Annotated in this window: 26 protein-coding genes, 3 tRNA genes and 1 pseudogene; 9 read left to right on the top strand and 21 right to left on the bottom strand. The window is 49.4% G+C overall.

Going from position 1 to position 20,707, the window contains the following annotated elements; translation table 11 throughout:
* Window positions 1-348: 348 nt before the first annotated feature.
* Window positions 349-852, top strand: a complete 504-nt coding sequence (locus HV352_RS09525; RefSeq protein WP_016153451.1) for a non-heme ferritin-like protein — start codon at window positions 349-351, stop codon at window positions 850-852.
* Between the two features lie 138 nt (window positions 853-990).
* On the opposite strand, the gene HV352_RS09520 is transcribed toward HV352_RS09525, so the two are convergent.
* Window positions 991-1,242: a DUF2766 family protein gene (locus HV352_RS09520; protein ID WP_016153452.1), complete on the bottom strand. Its 252-nt coding sequence runs from the start codon at window positions 1,240-1,242 to the stop codon at window positions 991-993.
* 128 nt (window positions 1,243-1,370) lie between these two features.
* Here HV352_RS09520 and HV352_RS09515 point away from each other — a divergent pair, with 128 nt between their 5' ends.
* Entirely contained in the window at window positions 1,371-2,792 is a 1,422-nt protein-coding gene (locus tag HV352_RS09515; protein WP_047358314.1) for an MFS transporter, read from the top strand.
* A 33-nt stretch (window positions 2,793-2,825) separates the two neighbouring features.
* Here HV352_RS09515 and HV352_RS09510 read toward each other — a convergent pair whose 3' ends face one another.
* Window positions 2,826-3,464 carry an RpiB/LacA/LacB family sugar-phosphate isomerase gene (locus HV352_RS09510; RefSeq protein ID WP_016153454.1) on the bottom strand — a complete coding sequence of 213 codons (639 nt, stop codon included), beginning with the start codon at window positions 3,462-3,464 and terminating at the stop codon, window positions 2,826-2,828.
* Between the two features lie 267 nt (window positions 3,465-3,731).
* Here HV352_RS09510 and HV352_RS09505 point away from each other — a divergent pair, with 267 nt between their 5' ends.
* The gene (locus HV352_RS09505; protein WP_016153455.1) at window positions 3,732-4,067 is read left to right on the top strand and encodes a YecR-like lipofamily protein; all 336 of its coding nucleotides are present in this window, start codon (window positions 3,732-3,734) and stop codon (window positions 4,065-4,067) included.
* Between the two features lie 194 nt (window positions 4,068-4,261).
* A complete protein-coding gene (gene ftnA / locus HV352_RS09500; protein WP_016153456.1) occupies window positions 4,262-4,759 on the top strand; it encodes a non-heme ferritin in 498 nt (165 codons plus the stop codon).
* Window positions 4,760-4,804: 45 nt separating this feature from the next.
* Here ftnA and HV352_RS09495 read toward each other — a convergent pair whose 3' ends face one another.
* Window positions 4,805-5,044 carry a YecH family metal-binding protein gene (locus HV352_RS09495; protein WP_016153457.1) on the bottom strand — a complete coding sequence of 80 codons (240 nt, stop codon included), beginning with the start codon at window positions 5,042-5,044 and terminating at the stop codon, window positions 4,805-4,807.
* Between the two features lie 225 nt (window positions 5,045-5,269).
* Between HV352_RS09495 and tyrP the strand changes: the two genes are divergently transcribed.
* Window positions 5,270-6,481, top strand: coding sequence for a tyrosine transporter TyrP (gene tyrP, locus HV352_RS09490; RefSeq protein ID WP_019077056.1), 1,212 nt, complete (start codon window positions 5,270-5,272; stop codon window positions 6,479-6,481).
* Between the two features lie 28 nt (window positions 6,482-6,509).
* Here the strand turns inward: tyrP and HV352_RS09485 are convergent, their stop codons facing one another.
* The 6 genes from HV352_RS09485 to HV352_RS09460 form a co-directional block, all read right to left on the bottom strand.
* Entirely contained in the window at window positions 6,510-7,175 is a 666-nt protein-coding gene (locus tag HV352_RS09485; protein WP_019077057.1) for a YecA family protein, read from the bottom strand.
* A 209-nt stretch (window positions 7,176-7,384) separates the two neighbouring features.
* Window positions 7,385-7,666, bottom strand: a complete 282-nt coding sequence (locus HV352_RS09480; RefSeq protein ID WP_016153460.1) for a heavy metal-associated domain-containing protein — start codon at window positions 7,664-7,666, stop codon at window positions 7,385-7,387.
* Entirely contained in the window at window positions 7,663-8,019 is a 357-nt protein-coding gene (locus HV352_RS09475; RefSeq protein WP_047416569.1) for a mercuric transporter MerT family protein, read from the bottom strand. Before HV352_RS09475 ends, HV352_RS09480 begins: the two co-directional genes overlap by 4 nt.
* Complete coding sequence (locus HV352_RS09470; protein WP_029139580.1) at window positions 7,997-9,139, bottom strand: transglutaminase domain-containing protein; 1,143 nt, start codon at window positions 9,137-9,139, stop codon at window positions 7,997-7,999. Before HV352_RS09470 ends, HV352_RS09475 begins: the two co-directional genes overlap by 23 nt.
* 206 nt (window positions 9,140-9,345) lie before the next feature.
* On the bottom strand, window positions 9,346-9,816 hold the full coding sequence (locus HV352_RS09465) for an SRPBCC family protein (protein WP_080858831.1): 471 nt from the start codon (window positions 9,814-9,816) through the stop codon (window positions 9,346-9,348).
* A gap of 13 nt (window positions 9,817-9,829) precedes the next feature.
* Window positions 9,830-10,519, bottom strand: a complete 690-nt coding sequence (locus HV352_RS09460; RefSeq protein WP_181635376.1) for a DUF1571 domain-containing protein — start codon at window positions 10,517-10,519, stop codon at window positions 9,830-9,832.
* Between the two features lie 203 nt (window positions 10,520-10,722).
* On the opposite strand from HV352_RS09460, the gene HV352_RS09455 reads away from it, so the two are divergent.
* Window positions 10,723-11,064, top strand: coding sequence for a hypothetical protein (locus tag HV352_RS09455; protein WP_016156827.1), 342 nt, complete (start codon window positions 10,723-10,725; stop codon window positions 11,062-11,064).
* 333 nt (window positions 11,065-11,397) lie between these two features.
* Here the strand turns inward: HV352_RS09455 and HV352_RS09450 are convergent, their stop codons facing one another.
* From HV352_RS09450 to HV352_RS09435, 4 genes are all read right to left on the bottom strand, one after another.
* Window positions 11,398-11,979, bottom strand: a complete 582-nt coding sequence (locus HV352_RS09450) for a YrbL family protein (RefSeq protein WP_016156828.1) — start codon at window positions 11,977-11,979, stop codon at window positions 11,398-11,400.
* 281 nt (window positions 11,980-12,260) lie between these two features.
* A complete protein-coding gene (gene arsC, locus HV352_RS09445; protein WP_016153466.1) occupies window positions 12,261-12,686 on the bottom strand; it encodes a glutaredoxin-dependent arsenate reductase in 426 nt (141 codons plus the stop codon).
* 12 nt (window positions 12,687-12,698) lie between these two features.
* Window positions 12,699-13,988 (bottom strand): arsenic transporter, encoded by a 1,290-nt coding sequence (locus HV352_RS09440; protein WP_049269066.1) that lies wholly within the window; start codon window positions 13,986-13,988, stop codon window positions 12,699-12,701.
* A gap of 44 nt (window positions 13,989-14,032) precedes the next feature.
* The gene (locus HV352_RS09435) at window positions 14,033-14,353 is read right to left on the bottom strand and encodes a transcriptional regulator (RefSeq protein WP_016153468.1); all 321 of its coding nucleotides are present in this window, start codon (window positions 14,351-14,353) and stop codon (window positions 14,033-14,035) included.
* An 86-nt stretch (window positions 14,354-14,439) separates the two neighbouring features.
* Between HV352_RS09435 and arsH the strand changes: the two genes are divergently transcribed.
* Window positions 14,440-15,138: an arsenical resistance protein ArsH gene (gene arsH / locus HV352_RS09430; protein ID WP_016153469.1), complete on the top strand. Its 699-nt coding sequence runs from the start codon at window positions 14,440-14,442 to the stop codon at window positions 15,136-15,138.
* A gap of 18 nt (window positions 15,139-15,156) precedes the next feature.
* Here the strand turns inward: arsH and HV352_RS23670 are convergent.
* Window positions 15,157-15,327: pseudogene (locus HV352_RS23670) on the bottom strand (IS30 family transposase); the annotation flags it as partial.
* A 134-nt stretch (window positions 15,328-15,461) separates the two neighbouring features.
* Between HV352_RS23670 and HV352_RS09425 the strand changes: the two are divergent.
* A complete protein-coding gene (locus HV352_RS09425) occupies window positions 15,462-15,632 on the top strand; it encodes a YnfU family zinc-binding protein (protein WP_162835200.1) in 171 nt (56 codons plus the stop codon).
* Between the two features lie 393 nt (window positions 15,633-16,025).
* Here the strand turns inward: HV352_RS09425 and cspA are convergent, their stop codons facing one another.
* Complete coding sequence (gene cspA / locus HV352_RS09420) at window positions 16,026-16,241, bottom strand: RNA chaperone/antiterminator CspA (protein WP_016153470.1); 216 nt, start codon at window positions 16,239-16,241, stop codon at window positions 16,026-16,028.
* 297 nt (window positions 16,242-16,538) lie between these two features.
* Between cspA and cspH the strand changes: the two genes are divergently transcribed.
* On the top strand, window positions 16,539-16,751 hold the full coding sequence (cspH, locus tag HV352_RS09415) for a cold shock-like protein CspH (RefSeq protein WP_049040548.1): 213 nt from the start codon (window positions 16,539-16,541) through the stop codon (window positions 16,749-16,751).
* A 391-nt stretch (window positions 16,752-17,142) separates the two neighbouring features.
* Here cspH and HV352_RS09410 read toward each other — a convergent pair.
* The 6 genes from HV352_RS09410 to uvrY form a co-directional block, all read right to left on the bottom strand.
* A tRNA-Leu gene (locus HV352_RS09410) sits at window positions 17,143-17,229 on the bottom strand.
* Between the two features lie 12 nt (window positions 17,230-17,241).
* Window positions 17,242-17,315 (bottom strand) — tRNA-Cys (locus HV352_RS09405).
* A gap of 51 nt (window positions 17,316-17,366) precedes the next feature.
* Window positions 17,367-17,442, bottom strand: a tRNA-Gly gene (locus tag HV352_RS09400).
* 151 nt (window positions 17,443-17,593) lie between these two features.
* Window positions 17,594-18,142: a CDP-diacylglycerol--glycerol-3-phosphate 3-phosphatidyltransferase gene (pgsA, locus tag HV352_RS09395; RefSeq protein ID WP_016153472.1), complete on the bottom strand. Its 549-nt coding sequence runs from the start codon at window positions 18,140-18,142 to the stop codon at window positions 17,594-17,596.
* Between the two features lie 55 nt (window positions 18,143-18,197).
* The gene (uvrC, locus tag HV352_RS09390; protein WP_016153473.1) at window positions 18,198-20,030 is read right to left on the bottom strand and encodes an excinuclease ABC subunit UvrC; all 1,833 of its coding nucleotides are present in this window, start codon (window positions 20,028-20,030) and stop codon (window positions 18,198-18,200) included.
* A complete protein-coding gene (gene uvrY / locus HV352_RS09385; protein ID WP_049043095.1) occupies window positions 20,027-20,683 on the bottom strand; it encodes a UvrY/SirA/GacA family response regulator transcription factor in 657 nt (218 codons plus the stop codon). Before uvrY ends, uvrC begins: the two co-directional genes overlap by 4 nt.
* Between the last annotated feature and the right edge of the window lie 24 nt (window positions 20,684-20,707).

Here is a 20,707-nt window from a genome sequence, read left to right as displayed (position 1 = left end):
ATTTTGTGATATGAAACACCATTTCATTATCATGAAAATCATTTAATGACATAAATTTCAACCCCTTACATTCATGTCATCTATATGCCAAAACAGCAGAAGCATGAATACTGTTATGACAATATGTAAAAAAACATAAATACGCAGATTTAAGGATTTTCTTATACCAGGGCAAGCGTTATGCTGAATCTCGATCGGAGCGAATATAATTCGTGATCACTAAAGGACCGGCGGAACGGATTTATTCTGCTAACAGTTTTAATTGTACGTAGAGGTGAAGTGCAGCGGCAGCCCGCTGTACTGGCGTGAGTAACGTACATCCCCCTTTCTGGAAATAAGGATATTGATATGGCTGCAGTTGGAATTGTTCATAAACTCAATACACAAATGAATCTCGAGTTTTACGCCTCAAATCTTTACCTGCATCTCAGCGAATGGTGCTACGAGCATAGCCTGACAGGTACAGCCACGTTTCTACGCACGCAGGCGCAGGGTAACGTGACTCAAATGATGCGTATGTTCAATTTTATGAAAAGTGCCGGGGCTAATCCCATCGTCAAGGCCATGGATGTGCCGGGTGATGAACTGAGTTCCCTGGAAGAATTGTTTCAGAAAACGTTGGATGAATATCAGCAGCGTTCGAGTAAGCTCTCGCGTTTAACCAATGAAGCTGAAGCATTAAACGATGCGCCAACCATTGATTTTCTTCACGATCTGGAAAAAGAGCAGCAGCAGGATGGCGTGCTGTTACAGACGATTCTTGATGAAGTCCGCAGCGCCAAACGCGCGGGGTTGTGCATGGCGCAAACCGATAAGCACTTGCTCAACGTCGTTAACTACCAGCATCACTAATCTTCAGTTTTCATCGCGTTAATGCCGGATAGCGATGCTGCGCACCTTATCCGGTCAACCTCTGATTTTCCCTGGCACGCGCCTCCCATTCTGCGAGGCGCAAAAAAACCTTTCTAAAACCTGAAACAACGGTTTATTTTAGTGGGATTCATTCTGCGGCGTGAATTTCAACTCGATCAAGGCAACCGCTTTTTGTATTGCGCGCATAGTGACCGGATCAGCCCCTGCAGGATGGCTGGAAAAATCGATGTTTTTCAGTTGGCTGGACATTTTTTCCCGAACTTCTACCGGGGCAATAACATCAAGAACATCCAGAATTTGCTTGATAACCAGCTGACAGGCAACAACATCCGAGAGCAGTTCCTGATCGGCATTCAATGTTTGGGACATAGTGAGCTCCTTATAGAAAGGTCGTCATAGTACCTATTCAGCGATCGAAACGATAGCCGCGCACACATTACAAATGCGCTGAAAATAAAAAAGGTCCAGTCAGTTTCTTTTGAGATGGCAAGCACAACATGAGTGAACAGTTAGCGGTTGAGAACCAACGCGGTCTTTCCCCGGCAGCATTACTTGTTGCCGGGGCTTTCTTTATGGAATTTATTGACGGCACGGTGATTGCCACAGCCCTACCCGACATGGCCAAAAGCTTTGGCGTACAGGCGGTAGACCTGAACATTGGTATCAGCGCCTACTTGATCACCCTCGCGGTGCTTATCCCCGCCAGCGGCTGGATTGCGGATCGCTTCGGCGCCCGAAAAGTGTTTACCCTGGCGCTGGCGATTTTTACTCTCGCTTCGGTTTTATGCGGTTTGTCCGAAAGCCTTGAGAGCTTTGTAGCAATGCGAATTTTACAGGGTGTGGGTGGCGCGCTAATGGTTCCTGTTGGCCGTCTCGCGGTACTGCGCACCACGCCTAAACATCAGTTGATCACCGCCATTGCGACCCTGACCTGGCCCGCATTAGTCGCGCCTATCATCGGGCCACCGCTTGGAGGATTCATTACCAGCTATGCTAACTGGCGTTGGATCTTCTTTATTAACGTACCGCTGGGAGTTTTGGCGATCGCGCTGGCGCTACGTTTCATCCCGGATATTCATGACGACGAGCGCCGTCCATTTGATATAGCGGGTTTTATCGCGACCTCAGTTGCGATGGTTAGCCTGGTGTATGCCATGGAGTTACTGGGAACCCAGCAGCCGCAGGGCTGGCTAACCGCCGGGCTGCTGGCGCTAGGAACCGTGACCTTTCTGTTTGCCCTGCATCATTTTCGTCGCACTACCTGGCCGATGATTCGTCTTGATGCCATGAGCGTCCCTACTTTTCGCGTCACCCTGTACGGCGGGTCGCTATTTCGCGCCTCTATTAGCGCTGTACCATTTCTGCTGCCGTTAATGTTCCAGGTCGGTTTTGGCATGAACGCTTTTCACGCGGGTTCGCTGGTTCTGGCGGTGTTTGTGGGCAATCTGACGATAAAACCTGCCACCACGCCGTTGATACGCTGGCTGGGCTTTAAGAAACTGCTGTTAATCAACGGTGCGCTAAACGTCCTGGCGCTGTTGGCCTGTGCATTAATTACGCCGCAGACCCCGGTGTGGGTTATTTTGTTGGTGTTGTATCTGGGCGGCGTGTTCCGCTCAATTCAGTTTACCGGTATCAGCACGCTTGCCTTTGCGGACGTCCCCGGACCACAAATGAGCTACGCCAATACGCTGTTCAGTACGGCAACACAATTAGCGGTAGGCTTGGGCATTTCGTTGGCCGCTATCGGGATCCGTATCGGTGATGAGGTGAGTGAATGGCTGGCATTAGGCAATATTCCGGGGATCAGTTTCCGGCTGGCCTTTGTCGCTATTGCGATTATTTGTCTGGTAGGTATGGTTGATACGCTGCGGCTTGCCCATGATGCTGGAAGCGCGGTTTCTAACAAGAGCAAATAGCCCGGCAGGCGAACACCGCCGGGCCAACAGGATTTAGCCAACTATCTCGCGTACAAACGCTTCGATCGCTTTGTCCTGGCAGTTTTCAAAGAAGCACTGCTGGAAGCGCGGACCAGATACGGCGGTTTTTACCAGTTCAGGATCGATAGCGCGCAGAGTGTCCAGATAGTTTTCTTTTACCACCGCCGCTTTCACCTGGTTCAGAATACCCGCGTTACGCACCTGCGGCTCTTTACGCTCTGGTGGATACCCTTCGCCGTTACGACCAGTGAATGCTTTTTCAAACATATAGCGCACATTCAGCTCAGCACCCCAGCCAAAACCTTTGGCGAATGCCAGAGAAAGCGCATTCCCGTTGTTGATCTGAGAGAACAAGAATGCGTCTGCCGGATCGAGACAGTAACCACACACCACGCCCGGATGAATATTCAGTGACATCATTGCCCCCTGACCCGTACCGCACCCCGTAACCACAAAATCCACGGCTTTGGAATTGAGCAGGATGCTGGCCATAATCCCTAAATGGATGTAGGTCAGATGATGGTCATTTTCGTCGCTCATCCCGACGTTATACACTGGAAAACCTTTCTCATCCGCAACGGCTTTAAGCTCGTTATGAATGATGGCATTTTTGCTTGCCTGGCTGTTTTCCATCATCAATGCAATTTTCATTCTGTAATCTCCTGAATGCGCTGCGGAGGCCCGCTGAAAGTCATAACATTCAGGCCACATTACTATTTTGCAAACTCACTTTCAAATTTAATGAAATTTTGTTTTATAAAATAATGAGGTGCTCACATTTTTTCTGAGACAGCTCAGAATAGCCTCAATAAAATGACGTCGTTGCGATTAATCGCAGGTGATCTTCGGGCTATTCAAGCCATTGATGCGCCCCACATATGCCATGATAGCCTATCTCCGAACTTTCAGAGCGATCACATGAAGACCTTTATCCTTGCCCTTTTGCCGCTCGTGCTGACAGGATGCACTATTACTAAACAGGCGCAGGTCAGCGAAGCCAGTGCCATCACCGGCGTCGTTCGCCTGACCTACAACCAGGCCATGCTACAAACGGCGCGTACCGATGATTACGTGACCCAAGGCACAGCCACCAAAGAGTGTCAGCGCCTGGGTTATGCCAACGCAATGGCGTTTGGTCAGCCGGTATCAACCTGTAGCGTATATGCCGGTTCTCTGTGTTTAAATACCAAAATCACGCTCGCCTGGCAGTGTCACGGCGTTGCGGTATCCCAATCGCCTGCCTTCAATTATTAATATTTTCGACCAGCACATTATTGCTGGTCTTCTGCCTTTTCATTATTTATATTCTCCGCTTAATAGCGTTAATGCGTTTTATTCCCATTCGCATTTTTAATAAATAAATTTATTATTTTACCTTTTGCAAATAATTAAATAACAAATTATAGTGACGCCACGCTAATATATAATAACGTTTGTGGAGCACAACCATGCTGAAAACAGAAATGATCGACCAACTGAATGAGCAAATGAACCTTGAATTATATTCATCTCTGCTCTACCAACAGATGAGCGCGTGGTGCAGCTATCACAGCTTTGAAGGTGCCGCCGCGTTCCTGCGCCGTCACGCCCAGGAAGAGATGACGCATATGCAGCGTCTGTTTGACTACCTGACCGATACCGGCAGCTTGCCGTGTATTAACACCGTTCCTTCCCCCTTTGCTGAATATGCGTCTCTGGACGAACTGTTCCGTGTTACTTACGAACACGAGCAGTTGATCACCCAGAAAATTAATGAGCTGGCACACGCGGCAATGACCCACCAGGATTATCCGACGTTTAATTTCCTGCAATGGTATGTTGCCGAGCAGCATGAAGAAGAGAAATTATTTAAATCTGTCATTGATAAGTTATCGCTGGCAGGGAAAAGTGGCGAAGGTCTTTATTTCATCGATAAAGAACTGGCTACGCTTGATACACAGAATTAATGTTGTGGGGTAATGAAGGCAACCCGCCATCATTACCCGCTAAAATCAGTGACGGCAGATCTTGCTTTCGTGCGTAGAGAAGCCGTCTTCTTTTGCAATAAATTTTCCCTTCGCCGCTAAAAACGCCACCAGCTCGGCTGCCGACATATCCGCCGCAGAACAGGTGTGAAAACGAGCCTGCTCGCCAAACCGTGCCGTAATCGCCGCTTCAAGGCTGGCATTTGAATACTGCTCGCCAGATTCAATCATCATGTTGAGCACTTCGTGACCGTGAATAGATTCCATACTACCTCCTCAATAAAGTCCGTAGCCTAATGTGAACGGCACGGCCTTGCTTTGCGCTAACGCAGGTTTACCCGCAGATAAATATCATTTGTGATACATCTTAACGCTCCAAAAATCGTAAAGATTAATGTACATTCATTGTAACGGTGATTTGACGAAAATAGCGTTTTGCCTTAACCTGCGCCGCAGATATAACCGTTGATTATCTCTGGGACAGAGGAAAGCGTGAAAAACAGAACCCTGGGTAGTATTTTTATCGTGGCGGGAACCACGATTGGTGCCGGTATGTTGGCAATGCCGCTGGCCGCGGCAGGCGTGGGGTTTAGCGTCACGCTGGTATTGTTAGTGAGTCTTTGGGCGCTAATGTGCTACACCGCGCTGTTGCTGCTTGAAGTGTATCAACACGTACCGGCAGACACCGGGTTGGGTACGCTGGCAAAACGTTATCTTGGTCGCTACGGACAATGGGTAACGGGCTTTAGCATGATGTTTTTAATGTACGCGTTGACGGCAGCGTATATCAGTGGCGCTGGTGAGTTGCTGGCTTCCAGCATCAGCGACTGGACCGGGACAACGCTCTCCCCGACAACAGGCGTACTGCTGTTCACCTTTGTTGCCGGTGGCGTGGTTTGCGTTGGCACATCTTTGGTCGATCTGTTCAACCGTCTGTTGTTCAGTGCCAAGATAATCTTCCTGGTGGTGATGCTGGCCCTGTTAATGCCGCATATCCATAAAGTAAACCTGCTTACGTTGCCGCTTCAGCAGGGGCTGGCACTGTCTGCAATCCCGGTTATCTTCACTTCGTTCGGTTTTCACGGCAGCGTCCCCAGTATCGTCAGCTATATGAACGGTAACATCCGTAAACTGCGTTGGGTGTTTATCACCGGTAGTGCCATTCCGCTAGTCGCCTATATCTTCTGGCAACTGGCCACGCTTGGCAGTATTAACTCCTCAACGTTCATGGGGCTGTTAGCCAACCACGCTGGTTTAAACGGTTTATTACAAGCATTACGTGAAGTCGTGGCTTCGCCGCACGTCGAACTGGCGGTGCATCTGTTTGCCGACCTTGCGCTGGCAACCTCTTTCCTCGGCGTCGCATTGGGATTATTTGACTACCTGGCCGACCTCTTCCAGCGCCGCAATACCGTAGCAGGAAGAATGCAAACCGGCGTGGTGACCTTCCTGCCGCCGCTGGCATTCGCGCTGTTCTATCCGCGTGGTTTCGTCATGGCCCTGGGGTATGCGGGCGTTGCCCTGGCGGTGCTGGCGCTGCTCATTCCCTCGATGCTGGCATGGCAGAGCAGAAAACAGAATCCACAGGCTAAATATCGCGTGGCAGGGGGTGCTCCGGCGCTGGCGCTGGTATTTTTGTGCGGCATTGTGGTGATAGCCGTACAGTTTTCTATTGCAGCAGGATTACTACCGGAAGTGGGTTAAAACAAAAGGGGCTTAACGCCCCTTTTTCTTAATGCAAACAGCACTGCTTATATTTTTTACCGCTACCGCACGGACAAGGGTCATTGCGCCCTACCTTGGCATCCACTTTGACCGGTACTTTAACCGGCGTTTCCTGAGGATGCGCCATCCAGTAAGCATGCAGATCCAGCGCCGCCAGGCGGATGGCATCCACGCTCTCTTCGAACGCTTCTGGCGTCATTTTCTCAACGACCGCAAAGTTTTCTTCCGTACCGTGCAGCGCAATAGCCTCGAGCGCTGGTTTTAACGAGTCTGGTAACGCGGACCAGTCCGACAGCGCGACGCCGCGCATATAACCAAAACACCACTCTTCAACGATGGTCAGTTCATGCTCGTCAATTTCACGCAAACCAAACAGCGGCTCAAACTGCTCAGGATATTCATCCAGGCGATCGGCCGTATCCGCCATATGTTGAAACGCCAGGTTCATGAAACGCGTCATTTCTTTTTCGGAGGACCAGCGAGGAACATACTGCGCGCCGCCCCAAATAGCGACCAGCCACTGCTCCGGTTCAATTTCATACGGTGAACTCAGTACCGCCGTCAGTAAACCATCCAGTTCTGACACATCCAGAATAGCCTTATCCGTATTGTACTTAGTCAGTACATCATCCAGCCATTCCAGTTCGCTCTCGTTTAATGGTCCCGTTTTCATAACGCTTTTCCTTAGTCAAAAAATCTTGCCTGTGATCATCCTACATGGCTGGAGGGATAACAGATATAAATGGGCATATGCGGCTTACAGCAGCCGCCTGTTCAGGTTAACAGGAAAAGAGGGGAATTCCGGTAGTTAACGCACAAAAGAGAACACTAAGCCGCCGGGCATCATACCGGGAAAACACAATAAAACCACCCGCAGGTGGTTTACTGTTGTTCAATACGGTTGAGCGTTGCGGTATAGCCCGTTTTCGCTACTGCGTTAAGTAGAGTATCGGTTGGGAAACCTTCTGGCACGATGGCTTCTGCCTGCCGGGTTTTGAGAGAGGATTTTGCTTTAATCACGCCGTCAGTTTCACGTAGCGCCTGATTGACCGAAATAACGCATAACGAGCAGGTCATATTTTGTATATCCAGCACCACTTTTTGATTGGCCGCCTGAGCCCACAGCGGCAACAGCAAGCATGCAACTAACGCGAAGATCTTCATTCAAATACCTCATAAAACCAGGCAACAAGCGTTGGGTAAAATAGCACCGGCAAAATCAATGCCAGCGCGCACCAGTAGAGAACGCGCGCTTGCTTCAGAGTTAACCACCCGGAGCACCACAACCGTTTGGAAAAATAGAGCCGCCAGAAGACACGCAGTAATAATCCCAGGGACAGCAGTACCAGAGGAGTTCGCAAAAACTCAAACCGGGTGAAAACGGCGAAGCTCGCCGCCGAAATACCAAACAGCAGGTAAAGTAGCGGTCCAACACAGCATAAGCCAGCGGTGACGGCGGCCGCAGCAGCCGTCAACAGGGTAATCCCCGCACCTTTAGCGTTGTTCTGTGGCGACATAGCTGTAGGAGAACGCTTTAGGATCATAAAAATTGATCGGGTCACCATCGACTTCAGCGTAAGGATAACCAAAGTTATTCATGGCCCCCTGCTCCGTTGCCGGATACAACTCGAAATCACGTCCGTAGTTGAATCCAACCCAGTTCATTTCCCAGTTACCAAACAGGTAAGCGTTAACCGCCTGGACATCGGCATCCTGATGCGTTTTTTTCTCTGCCAGACGCATTTTGGTCACGTCAGCAGGATCGCACGGTAACCAACCGTAACCTGCCAGATAGAACTCAGCACGGCAGTGTTGACCGCCGCTCACATTGGCAACGCCTGCACTGTCGGCTGTGCCAAAAGCACTTTTCGAGTAACGTTCGAGCTTATTGGCCTTGCCCAGACGGATGCCAAACAGTTCGCGCGCCGGAATACCGCTGGCTCGCGCCAGAGCAACAAAAACGGAACTCATGTCGGTGCATTTTCCTTTGAGCTTACCGCTTTTTAATATCTCCGCCACATCCCCCGTGCCGCAGCCAATAACGTCGTTGTCACGCTCCATATGGCTGCTGACCCATTCGTAAATCAGGCGCGCTTTTTTCAGCGGATCCTGCTCATTACCGGTGATTTTACGCGCGGTTTCCAGGACCAATCCATCAACTGGAGTATGTGCCGTCGGCAACAGATACGGTTTTACATCCAGCGGATAAATAATCTGCTCAGGTGCCTGCCAGTTTTTCAGCGCGTCCTGCTTCAGCGGTTCCCAGTCGGCGGTTTCAATGTCGATATCAACGTTAACCAACAATTCACCCTGCGAGTCAGCCCAGGTGGCAAACAGCGTTTTCGCGCCATAGGTATTATTGGTGGTGACGTACGCCTGCTTATAGTTTCCGCTAAAGGCAAGCGCCGTCATTTGTTGAAACGCGGTATCCACCGGTAGCGGGATCCACAGTTTCACCACGCCGCTCGATCCCTTAGGAGGATTAAGTTTATACGTTTGAGATAAGACAAAGCGTCGACGAGCTATTGGCGCAACGGATGGCTCAGCGGCACGTACCGTCTGGCTAATGACTGCAGGGCCGACTAATCCGGCGGCGGAAAGGAGAACGCTATTTTTGAGAAACTGACGACGTTGCATTGCTGTCTGTCCAGGTTGTAAGAGTTGAGCTACGGCTAAAGGGGAAACCGTACGCGATCATCACAGCAGACAGAGGCTGGCATAAAAAGGCGAGTCGATGGAGATTATTCATCAATAACAGACCTGTTAACTGTGAATGAAGTGAGAAACTGCAAGGTCGCTATTAAGCCATTTACAGCCAAAAAAGTACAGTAGCGGAGATACGTTCAGACTATATACACAGTCGTTGCCAGTTTGCGGGCTAACCCTCTTGCCCCCTCGCGCATGACCGTATTGTGATTCCAGCGAAATACAGGTGCTGCCAGCGGGGCAAGATAATTCATCCAGCGGATCGTGGTACGCACATTCCAGTCATATCTGACAATAGTCGCTGTACCATTGGCAGTAAAAGACCATACCCCTCGCCCTTCCACCGCGCCGCTGGCTTGTCCTTCAAGCAGTGTGCAAGGCCGTATTTTCAACACATTGATATCAAAGGTTAAGCGATAAGGAAGCGCCCCTTTCCAGGTATAACGATGCAACGCCCCAATACCCCGTAAATCCCCTTTCCTTATCTCAACGATGCGTTCCAGACTTCCCCACCATTCAGGCCACCTGTCCGGATGGGAAAAAACATCCCATACCTCCTGAATTGAAGCCTCAACCCGCCAGACTGTGGAAAACTGATAGTCAGCCATAGTGCAGGCTCCCTCAAGGCGTGAAAAAATTGACGGGGAAACGGGTGTTAATAACCATAGCATCCAGAAGAACAGTTTCTAATCGCTGCCCATCTGGCGCATAGCTGATCACTTTGGCAGGGAGTCCGTGATAATTATCCAGCCAGATGTCGTAGCGGTGAACGCCATCTACGGTCTGTTTTCCTGGCCCCATTACGGATATGTGTGTCGTCTCCCGTCCCGCAAGGCGCTCCTTAGCAACAACGGTAGTTGTTCCCCCGCGTTGCAGATGGCGAACATTGCCCAACAACACGCCGATATCAGAGCGATCCACCCGATGACCTCGCTCATCCTGGATCAATGAATTGGTGGGCGACAGGTGCAAAACGGGCAACGTACCCACACCAAATGGCCATAACGTCACTTTCCCGCTGACAGGATTAAAAATAAGCACCGCGCCAGAATGCGGCTGGGTAAAATCCATTCGCACGTAGCCGGGTTTTTGATAACTGTAGCGAATGATTTTATTTTCATCCCGCGCAGATGAGGATCGCATCATAACCTGGTAAGAGGTCATGTGATTGAATGACTGCTGCGACAATGCAACAGGATCCGCGCTCCTGGCGTACGGCGAAAATGGCCCTCCGTTTTCCGCCGGGGATACTGCAAAGCTAAAAATGAGCAATGCGGTGAACGCAACTCGCGGAGAAAATGAGACGCGCATAACCGCCCCCTGTATCGGTACTATCTGTAAACTGGAGTCATCATCTGTCGACTGTTTTTATTATAGTTCTTAATTGCGCGGCACTCCTCTCCCCCCCCTCAGACTCCGTACAGGCAACAGGCTTAAACTGTTCATTTTCTATTCAGATGAGATGACGACATAAGACTATACTTTAATAGCCATACTTTTAATGGGTATTAATCATGAAACTGCCACCGGTATTTTCATGCGCCGTCCTCGTATTGCTGCTGGCGTCATCGTCTGCCGCAGCCAGCGCGTTACAAAACCAGGCCGCAAGAGAGCAAGAGTTAAGCGCGGCACTTCTTGCAGGAAATGGCGTCATCATCATTGGCGGGACGGATGATTTCGCTTTCACATTCAGGACACGTAACCGAATCCACAGACATTTGGCGATTCAGGATGGCATAGGCGATCCCATCATGATGAATGGTTTTCAGGACCACAACTATAACCCCGCCCGGGATGGCTTTATCAACAACCCAGCCCGGGGAAGGTTTATGTTTAATGCACCGATTCGTCGATAGATTGATTGGCAATGGGGAGTGTGTAGCGGGCGGCTTAACGTATCTGGCAGGCTTACTTGACGCAAAATACCTATGGTTCGTCAAAAGCCGGCACAAAAAAACCACCCGTAGGTGGTTTCGCGACACTGCTTATTGCTTTGATTGTTCTATTCTTTCCCATGGTACCGGTGTGGGATTTGCCCCCACACAGCACGAACGCCGAGCAGTTCAGGATATTTTTCAAGAAGTTAATATGTAACTTACTTCTGCGTAAACACCTTTGTTAATCAGGTATGCGGGATCGGAAGTCCGGCAACAGAAAACTGGTGATTCGATTATTTTTAACCTGCGTGGTTAAGCTTGTTGCAGACCGTTCAAATCGTTAAGCATCCGCTTGAGACATTTGATTTTATTCTTATCGCGAACTGATTGCGAAAGCTTACTGAGTTGAAAAAACGTTTTGTCACCAAACCCGTCAATGACTTTGAAGCGATAATCCTGACGCTCGCTATCCCAGGCATAAACAATGTTTTTACAATGCAAGGAGTTAATAATGACTTTGGTGCTGACAAACCATGCTAAAAAAGCATTCAGCTTCTGCAATTTGCTGTCATCGAGTTCTTTTTTGAGAGCAAGCTGATAAAGAGTTTGAGCAAGGTTGCCATGCTCATCGCACTCCTTCACAGTGATCTGCCCTAGACCTTTATTTGTTTCAACAAGGCCTTCGATCTTTTGCATATAAAGAGAGTCTGTTTGATGACCAGGCTTGCATTCTTTGAGGTCCCGGAAGACTTCCCGTAACTTGCTTTTATAGTTCGCAATATCTGAAATAACGATTTTGATCAGCAGGTTACTATCCTGTGGATGCTGAAAGACGTAACGATCGTTACCTCGTGCAAGTAAGTCTTCATCTGTCAATACAAGCTCTTGTTTCATGATAGTTTTTGACTCTTACCCTAAGGGAAATGAAATTGCCTCAACTGACCTGCATCGGTAAGTTCTGCTAATCAAAAACTATTATGTATATATTTATTTCAATAATTGATAAACGAAATGCATTCGGAGTGAGACAAATGTCTCTTCAGGCAAGTGGGCAGGCTAATGAACCTGTTTTGATCCCCCGCAAATACGCTTCTCCAGTCGTGAACGAGGGTTATCAGCAAAGAGCAGGCACCGGTATGAAGTCAACAGGCACCCGATAATATTAAGCGGAAAGATTACTTAACCCGTTTCCCCGTTTCGTCAATGACCTTTTCGCCATCCTCTTTGGTAAAAGAGCCTTTCTGAGCTTCAGGTAAAATATCCAGCACAATTTCTGAGGGACGACAAAGACGCGTGCCAAGCGGCGTCACTACAATCGGCCGATTAATCAGGATCGGATGCTGAATCATAAAATCGATCAACTGCTCATCAGAAAACTTATCTTCATCAAGACCAAGCTGCTCATAAGGTTCAACGTTCTTCCGCAGCAATGCGCGTACTGAAATGCCCATATCTGAAATCAGTTTGGTCAGTTCATCACGAGTCGGGGGCGTATCGAGATAATAAATAATAGTTGGTTCGTTACCGCTGTTACGGATCATCTCCAGCGTGTTACGTGAGGTGCCACAGGCCGGGTTGTGATAGATGGTAATGTTGCTCATATCAATATCTCATTACAAAGTGACAGAGAGCCGCCACGCCAGCGCGGCCAGAGTGACGAATAGCACGGGCAGAGTCATGATAATGCCGGTGCGGAAGTAATATCCCCAGGTGATGGTCATATTTTTCTGTGCCAACACATGAAGCCACAGCAGAGTTGCCAGACTGCCTATCGGGGTGATTTTAGGCCCTAAATCGCAGCCAATCACATTGGCATAAATCATCGCCTCTTTGACGACGCCGGTCGCAGCACTCCCGTCAATGGACAATGCACCAATCAGCACCGTCGGCATATTGTTCATCACAGACGACAGGAAGGCAGTCAGGAAGCCGGTACCGAACGTGGCAGCCCATAAACCTTTGTCTGCCAGCATATTGAGTACAGCAGAAAGATACTCGGTGAGTCCTGCATTACGCAGGCCGTAGACGACCATATACATACCCAGCGAGAATATCACGATCTGCCAGGGCGCCCCGCGCAGCACTTTCCCGGTATTAATGGCGTGGCCACGCTTGGCTACCACGAACAGCACCGCAGCCCCAACTGCTGCTATCGCGCTTACAGGGATCCCCAGCGGCTCCAGAACAAAGAAACCGACCAGCAGGAACAGCAGAACAATCCAGCCCGCACTGAACGTCGCCGGATCTTTAATCGCACTGGCGGGCATCTTGAGCAGTGAAACGTCATATCTGGCCGGGATGTCGCGGCGGAAGAAGAGATGGAGCATGACCAGCGTGGCAGCAATGGCCGCCAGGTTCACAGGGACCATTACGGAGGCATACTGTGTAAAGCCCAGGCCGAAGAAATCCGCCGAGACAATATTGACCAGGTTAGAGACAATCAGCGGCAGGCTGGCAGTATCTGCGATAAATCCTGCAGCCATGACAAAGGCCAGCGTCGTCGCCTGGCTGAACCCCAGGGCGAGCAACATCGCAATCACAATCGGCGTCAGTATCAGTGCTGCACCGTCGTTAGCAAACAGCGCAGCGACAGCAGCGCCAAGCAGTATTATCCAGGTAAACAGCAGGCGACCACGCCCGTTACCCCAGCGGGAGACATGCAGCGCGGCCCATTCAAAGAAACCGGACTCATCGAGCAGCAGGCTGATGATAATCACCGCGATGAATGCCGCTGTTGCGTTCCAGACGATATTCCAGACTACGGGAATATCATCAATGTGGATGACCCCCGTCCCCAGTGCCAGTAAGGCTCCGATACTTGCGCTCCAGCCAATGCTGAGACCTCTGGGCTGCCAGATGACCAGGACCAGCGTCAGTATAAAAATACTCCCTGCCAAAAGCATTTTAGATTCCTTTATATATGATTATGTGTATGTGAAAAATTCTCTCAACAGGATGTGCAGGCTGATTTTTTCAGCCATTCACCCACATCTTTCCTCAGACACTGCCAGGACGTCGTGATCGTCTCAGCGGCCCACGCAGGCATGTGGGGAGACAGACGATAGTGAATCCATTTGCCTTCCCGACGGTCAAGCACCAGTTCCGCTTCTCGCAGAATAGCCATGTGGCGAGAAATTTTAGGCTGTGATTCAGAGGTCGCCGCGCATATATCGCACACGCACAGTTCGCCGGATTCCCGGAGAAGCATAACAATGGCGAGACGGGTTTCATCCGACAGGATTTTAAAAAGCTGAACAGGCTGTAGCATTTTTTACTCCGTTCCCTTTAGAATACACATATGATAAATCATATGTGTTGAATTTGAAATCACAGAACCTCCTGGAGGAGTAAAAAATGGAACACTTTCCTGCACTGAATGCTGATTGCTTCGATCAGCAGATTGCTGAACGCCTGCAGCTCCAGGAGCCGCCACGCATACTGATCCTGTATGGCTCGGTAAGAGAGCGTTCTTACAGTCGCTTTGCCGCAGAAGAAGCGGGACGCCTGCTGACGGCGATGGGGGCGGAAGTAAGACTGTTTAATCCCTCAGGTTTACCCCTGCCGGATGATGCCCCAGATACGCACCCAAAAGTCACCGAGCTGCGCGAGCTGGTCAGATGGTGTGATGGGATGGTGTGGAGTTCCCCAGAGCGGCATGGGGCAATGAGTGCGGTGATGAAGGCACAGATCGACTGGATCCCCTTAAGCGAAGGGGCCGTTCGCCCTTCACAGGGAAAAACACTGGCGGTGATGCAGGTCTGCGGCGGGTCGCAGTCTTTTAACGCCGTGAACCAGATGCGTATCCTTGGGCGCTGGATGAGGATGTTCACGATCCCTAACCAGTCCTCAGTAGCCAAAGCCTGGCAAGAATTCGATGAGAACGGGCGAATGAAACCTTCGTCCTGGTATGATCGTATCGTCGATGTCGCCGAGGAGTTGTTTAAAATCACGCTGCTGCTCAAGGGGCAAACCGATTACCTTGCCGATCGCTACAGCGAACGAAAAGAGAGCCATCAGGAGCTTTCATCCCGCGTCAATCAGGCAAAAATATAGCGTCCTTTTTTACTGAGCTCAAAAACGTCCGCTTTTTGCTGTGCGTTCAACGCTGGATGCAACAATGTTAATTCTTTGCTGGCTGCGAACCGATAAGCCAGCTCCTTTTGGAAAATACTGTCTGAGCAATCTGTTCATATTTTCATATGAACCACGCAGCCAGGGAGATTGAGGATTACAGAAATAAATTTGGGAAGCCGCCCTTATCATCAAGCTCTTTGCGATACCTTTTCTTTATATTTACATATCCAAAACATCATAAAGTTAAGATTTTTTGGACAAATTAGGGTATGGTTGAAGTTCATCCACTCAAGGAAAAGCCTATGTCAGAACGTAAAGACTCTAAATCACGCCGCAACTATCTTGTCAAATGCACCTGCCCAAACTGTACCCAACAATCTGAACACAGTTTTTCAAGAGTTCAAAAAGGTTCTCTTTTAATCTGTCCTCATTGCAATAAAGTATTCCAGACAAACCAAAAAGAAGCAGCCTGAATCCGTTTTAGACCCTATTTCTGGAACAGAATCACCACATCTGTATTTTAAGATTTATCAAGCTACAGATAATAGAAAACCCGCTGGCTGCGGGTTTAGTATTTTCATATTTAAAAATAAAAAATATGGTGATATCTGGGAAAAGCTATCTTCTTGCGTATGTTGTCGTGCAAAGCAAGTGGTTAGACTTTTCGTGCAGCGAACCTACACGTACTCACAATGGTCAGCATACTTTCTCATGCAAAAGAGAGATGAAATATGCTGACCGTTGCCCTGAATGCCGGATCAGTAACATTTCATCTCTACTGACCCAACAATACATCCATTGCTTCTGTCAGTATGTCTACTCAGGCTTTAGCCTTCTTCGTTATCGCATACAGACAAAAAAAGGATTTACTCTGTAATAACTACATTGCCAGCAACCGGACCTTTAGTACCATTCTCAATGGAGTAAGAGACTTTTTGCCCTTCAAACAAGGTGCGGAAATTATCGCTCTGGATAGCAGAAAAATGTACAAATAAATCTTTACTACCGTCAACAGGAGAAATAAAACCGAATCCCTTATCGGCATTAAACCATTTTACTAAACCATTCATCTTTTTTGACATTTTGTATTCCTTAATTTGGCCTTCCGGCGAACATGGTTTTATTACAGAAACTACTTAGTGCTTAGTGGGGAGACTCAAAGAAGGGATAAATATAAAACACCTGAAATGAGAACTGCTTTAGTAAACTACTTTGTATTTTGTCTGTTCTTCAAACCGACGCGACCATTAACGCACGGGCGTATATAATAATCAATGTTTATTTTAGCTATCCAGATCTCACGATTGCTGAAAAATATTTCTGGCATTATCCATGGGTATGTGTATAGTGCAACACGTTATTAGCTTTAAGGAATTTTTTTGTCTCGTAAAATGACAGGAATTGTCAAAGCCTTTGACTGCAAGAGCGGTAAAGGCCTTATCTCCCCCTCCGATGGTCGCAAAGATGTACAGCTTCACATTTCAGCCCTAAGTCTCCGTGACTCAGAAGTACTCATCCCCGGATTACGCGTTGAGTTTTGTCGAATAAATGGTCTTCGAGGCCCCTCGGCTGCGAACGTTTATCTCTCATGACCTGTAGCCGCCCCTCCTGACTTGGAATCATAAAAGAGAATTTCAAAACAGGGAGAGTTTCATATGTATCAGAAAATCTATCTCAACGACTGGCTGACAGGCCTTAAGAGCTCATGCTGCACGCTGATAGTGACTCTGCTTGTTTTCATCTAACCTGTTAGTTCAAGACCGGTAAGAGTTGCAATAGCGTTGGCGTATCTGTGTTGCGCCCGTCAAGGTGATATGCTTGCGTCACACCCCAAATGCCTGTGATGCACAAAGGATGAAAGCCAGGGGATTTCCGATCTTGAAGGTTCGCTGAGCGAGAAGCGGGAAATTTCAGGCACAAAAAAACCACCCGTAGGTGGTTTCACGACACTGCTTATTGCTTTGATTATTCTTTTCTTTCCCATGGTACCCGGAGTGGGACTTGAACCCACACAGCGCGAACGCCGAGGGATTTTAAATCCCTTGTGTCTACCGATTCCACCATCCGGGCTCGGGAAGAAATTGGAGGCGCGTTCCGGAGTCGAACCGGACTAGACGGATTTGCAATCCGCTACATAACCGCTTTGCTAACGCGCCGAAATCTTCTGGCTTTTCAGCCGACATCCGCTATTGCCGATGTCTTTAATTTGGAGCGGGAAACGAGACTCGAACTCGCGACCCCGACCTTGGCAAGGTCGTGCTCTACCAACTGAGCTATTCCCGCATCACCAAGTAACTTTGTTAATCACTTGATTTTGTTATCGTCTGGCAATCAGTGCTGCCGTTCGATGCGTTGCATTCTACTTACCTGACGCAATGAGTCAACGATATTTTTCACCACTGACGATCGTTTGCTGAAATTTGCGCCGAAACGATCACTGTTCAAGCAAATCTCCCCACGCAGCGCTCAAATACTGGAACATTGACCACAACGTCAGTATCGCGGCGACGAAGAAAAGTGCGATCCCGGCGTACTCTACCCAAATATTTGGACGCCACAGCAGCCATGCGAGCGCGGCCATTTGCGAAGTGGTTTTCACTTTGCCGATCCAGGACACCGCCACACTGCTACGTTTACCCAGTTCAGCCATCCACTCACGCAGCGCAGAGATAATAATTTCACGCGCAATCATCGTGGCGGCAGGAAGCGTTACCCACCAGCTGTGATAGTGCTCGGTCACCAGCACCATCGCGATAGCCACCAGTACCTTATCAGCGACCGGATCGAGGAAGGCGCCAAAACGCGTGCTTTGGTTCCAGCGACGCGCCAGATAGCCGTCAAACCAGTCGGTGACCGCCGCAATACAGAAGATCAGCGCACAAACGAAGGGAGCCCAGGTGAATGGCAGATAAAAAGCCAATACAAAGAATGGGATCAGGATGACGCGAAACAGCGTGAGCAACGTAGGGATATTAAATTGCATATGACGGATAACTATCTGTTGTCAGTAAAATTACCCCTATGTTGCTACAGAGGGCCTAATGTTTCAACGAGTAGAAGATCTTTTCTGCCAGAGCTTGCGAAATACCCGGCACTTTTGCAATTTCTTCAATACTCGCGTTACGAAGACCTTGCAAACCGCCCATATATTTCAACAACATCTGCCGACGCTTCGGCCCGACACCTTCAATAGTCTCCAGCGTGCTGGTACTTTTCACCTTCGCCCGTTTTTTACGGTGCCCGCTAATCGCATGATCGTGAGATTCATCGCGGATATGCTGGATAACGTGCAATGCAGGCGAATCCGGCGGTAGGCTAAAGCCCTCACCTTCCGGCTCAAAGAACAGCGTTTCCAGACCAGCTTTACGATCGGCCCCTTTTGCCACGCCCAACAACAGCGGGTGCTGTTTGTCCCAGGGAACGTCCAGCTCAGCAAACACGGCTTTCGCCTGCCCCAGTTGACCTTTCCCGCCATCGATCAATATGACGTCCGGAATCTTACTTTCTTCAATTGCCTTACCGTAGCGCCGGCGGAGAACCTGATTCATTGCCGCATAATCATCACCCGGCGTAATACCCGTGATGTTATAGCGGCGATACTCGGCGCGCAGTGGTCCATTGGCATCGAATACCACGCAGGAGGCTACCGTCTGCTCGCCCATCGTGTGGCTGATATCAAAGCACTCCATGCGTTTCACTGCGGGTAACTTGAGTACTGATGCCAGCGCCGTCAGGCGTTGGGTAATGGTCGACTGCTGGGAAAGTTTTGTGGTTAACGCCACCGCCGCGTTGGTACGCGCCAACTTCAGATACCGCGCGCGATCGCCTCGCGGTTTCGTCTGAACATTGATCTTCCGCCCGGCCAGCTCAGACAAAGAGTCTGCCAGCAGGGTTTTATCGCTAAGATTAAAATCGAGCAGGATCTCACCGGGTAAGGTGCGCATCTGACTTCCCTGCAGATAAAACTGTCCGACAAAGGTTTCAACGACCTCGCCGAGTTCTGTTCCACCTGGGACTTTCGGGAAATAGCTACGACTGCCTAACACTTTACCCTGGCGAATAAACAGCACGTGCACACAGGCCATGCCGGCGTCAAACGCCACGCCGATGACGTCCAGATCGTCTCCGGTATTAGAGACAAACTGTTTTTCGGTCACGCGGCGTACGGCCTGAATTTGGTCACGAATGCGGGCAGCCTCTTCAAACTCGAGATTTTGGCTGGCCTTTTCCATCCGGGCGATCAGCTGCGTTAATACCTGATCGTCTTTCCCGGACAGGAACAGACGAACGTAATCAACCTGCTGCGCATACTCTTCCTCACTCACCAGGCCCGCCACACACGGACCGAGGCAGCGGCCAATCTGATATTGCAGACAGGGCCGCGAGCGATTGCGATAAACACTATTTTCGCACTGACGAATAGGGAAGATTTTCTGCAGCAACGCCAGCGTTTCGCGTACGGCGTAGCCGTTAGGAAACGGTCCAAAGTACTCGCCTTTGGCATGCTTGGCCCCGCGATGCATTGCCAGGCGAGGATGGGTATCGCCGCTGAGGAAAATAAAAGGATAGGATTTATCGTCGCGCAGCAAAACGTTATAACGCGGCTGATACAGCTTGATGTAATTGTGCTCAAGCAATAACGCCTCGGTTTCGGTGTGCGTAACCGTGACATCAATCTGCTGTATTTGCGCGACCAGTGCTTCGGTCTTACGCGATGCGAGGTTGCTACGGAAGTAACTGGAAAGCCTTTTTTTCAGGTCTTTCGCTTTCCCGACGTAGATGACCGTCCCGGCGTCATCATACATACGATAAACGCCGGGCTGACTGGTCACGGTTTTCAGGAACGCTTTGGCATCAAACTGATCGGTCACTGGCTTGTTAATGTCTCCGCATTACACAGGCCATGGCGAATTGCCAGGTGAGTCAGCTCAACATCGCCGTGAATGTTTAATTTACTGAACATTCGATAGCGATAGCTGTTCACCGTTTTAGGACTAAGATTCAGTTGCTCTGAGATCTCATTGACCTTCTGACCTTTGGTGATCATCAGCATAATCTGCAACTCACGTTCAGACAAACTGGCAAATGGGGTTTCCATTTTCTCAGGCTCAATCTGGCTAAGCGCCATCTGCTGAGCGATATCGGAGGCAATATAACGTTGGCCAGAATAAACCGAACGAATCGCACTCACGACCTCCTGGGGCGCAGCCCCCTTACTGAGATAGCCCGCGGCTCCCGCCTGCATGACTTTTGCAGGTAACGGGTTTTCGGTATGGACAGTCAGCATGATCACTTTAATGTCAGCCGTTGAACGCGCAATTTTACGCGTTGCCTCAAGGCCACCAATACCGGGCATATTCATGTCCATCAGCACAACGTCTACGGAATTTGAGCGGCACCATTTTACCGCATCTTCACCGCAGCACGCCTCACCGACAACTTTAATGCCTTTTATATCTTCAAGAATGCGTCGTATCCCTGCGCGCACCAGTTCGTGGTCATCAACAAGAAAAACGTTGATCAAAGGAATATCTCCAGAATAGGGATA

This window comes from Citrobacter sp. RHBSTW-01044 (assembly GCF_013781945.1).
Lineage (GTDB): Bacteria > Pseudomonadota > Gammaproteobacteria > Enterobacterales > Enterobacteriaceae > Citrobacter > Citrobacter braakii.
The sequence above is the reverse complement of the archived record's forward strand: the minus strand, read 5'-3'. Positions and strand labels throughout refer to the sequence as shown.

Bases quoted from the DNA above. Each gene is read 5' to 3' on its own strand.
- cspA (WP_016153470.1), bottom strand. From the start codon at position 16,241: ATGTCAAAAAAGATGAATGGTTTAGTAAAATGGTTTAATGCCGATAAG.
- HV352_RS09525 (WP_016153451.1), top strand. From the start codon at position 349: ATGGCTGCAGTTGGAATTGTTCATAAACTCAATACACAAATGAATCTC.
- HV352_RS09425 (WP_162835200.1), top strand. From the start codon at position 15,462: ATGTCAGAACGTAAAGACTCTAAATCACGCCGCAACTATCTTGTCAAA.
- HV352_RS09520 (WP_016153452.1), bottom strand. From the start codon at position 1,242: ATGTCCCAAACATTGAATGCCGATCAGGAACTGCTCTCGGATGTTGTT.
- arsH (WP_016153469.1), top strand. From the start codon at position 14,440: ATGGAACACTTTCCTGCACTGAATGCTGATTGCTTCGATCAGCAGATT.
- HV352_RS09465 (WP_080858831.1), bottom strand. From the start codon at position 9,816: ATGGCTGACTATCAGTTTTCCACAGTCTGGCGGGTTGAGGCTTCAATT.
- ftnA (WP_016153456.1), top strand. From the start codon at position 4,262: ATGCTGAAAACAGAAATGATCGACCAACTGAATGAGCAAATGAACCTT.
- HV352_RS09495 (WP_016153457.1), bottom strand. From the start codon at position 5,044: ATGGAATCTATTCACGGTCACGAAGTGCTCAACATGATGATTGAATCT.
- arsC (WP_016153466.1), bottom strand. From the start codon at position 12,686: ATGAGCAACATTACCATCTATCACAACCCGGCCTGTGGCACCTCACGT.
- HV352_RS09515 (WP_047358314.1), top strand. From the start codon at position 1,371: ATGAGTGAACAGTTAGCGGTTGAGAACCAACGCGGTCTTTCCCCGGCA.
- HV352_RS09475 (WP_047416569.1), bottom strand. From the start codon at position 8,019: ATGTCGCCACAGAACAACGCTAAAGGTGCGGGGATTACCCTGTTGACG.
- HV352_RS09470 (WP_029139580.1), bottom strand. From the start codon at position 9,139: ATGCAACGTCGTCAGTTTCTCAAAAATAGCGTTCTCCTTTCCGCCGCC.
- HV352_RS09440 (WP_049269066.1), bottom strand. From the start codon at position 13,988: ATGCTTTTGGCAGGGAGTATTTTTATACTGACGCTGGTCCTGGTCATC.
- HV352_RS09480 (WP_016153460.1), bottom strand. From the start codon at position 7,666: ATGAAGATCTTCGCGTTAGTTGCATGCTTGCTGTTGCCGCTGTGGGCT.
- HV352_RS09455 (WP_016156827.1), top strand. From the start codon at position 10,723: ATGAAACTGCCACCGGTATTTTCATGCGCCGTCCTCGTATTGCTGCTG.
- HV352_RS09510 (WP_016153454.1), bottom strand. From the start codon at position 3,464: ATGAAAATTGCATTGATGATGGAAAACAGCCAGGCAAGCAAAAATGCC.
- HV352_RS09505 (WP_016153455.1), top strand. From the start codon at position 3,732: ATGAAGACCTTTATCCTTGCCCTTTTGCCGCTCGTGCTGACAGGATGC.
- HV352_RS09435 (WP_016153468.1), bottom strand. From the start codon at position 14,353: ATGCTACAGCCTGTTCAGCTTTTTAAAATCCTGTCGGATGAAACCCGT.
- HV352_RS09450 (WP_016156828.1), bottom strand. From the start codon at position 11,979: ATGAAACAAGAGCTTGTATTGACAGATGAAGACTTACTTGCACGAGGT.
- HV352_RS09485 (WP_019077057.1), bottom strand. From the start codon at position 7,175: ATGAAAACGGGACCATTAAACGAGAGCGAACTGGAATGGCTGGATGAT.
- HV352_RS09460 (WP_181635376.1), bottom strand. From the start codon at position 10,519: ATGCGCGTCTCATTTTCTCCGCGAGTTGCGTTCACCGCATTGCTCATT.
- pgsA (WP_016153472.1), bottom strand. From the start codon at position 18,142: ATGCAATTTAATATCCCTACGTTGCTCACGCTGTTTCGCGTCATCCTG.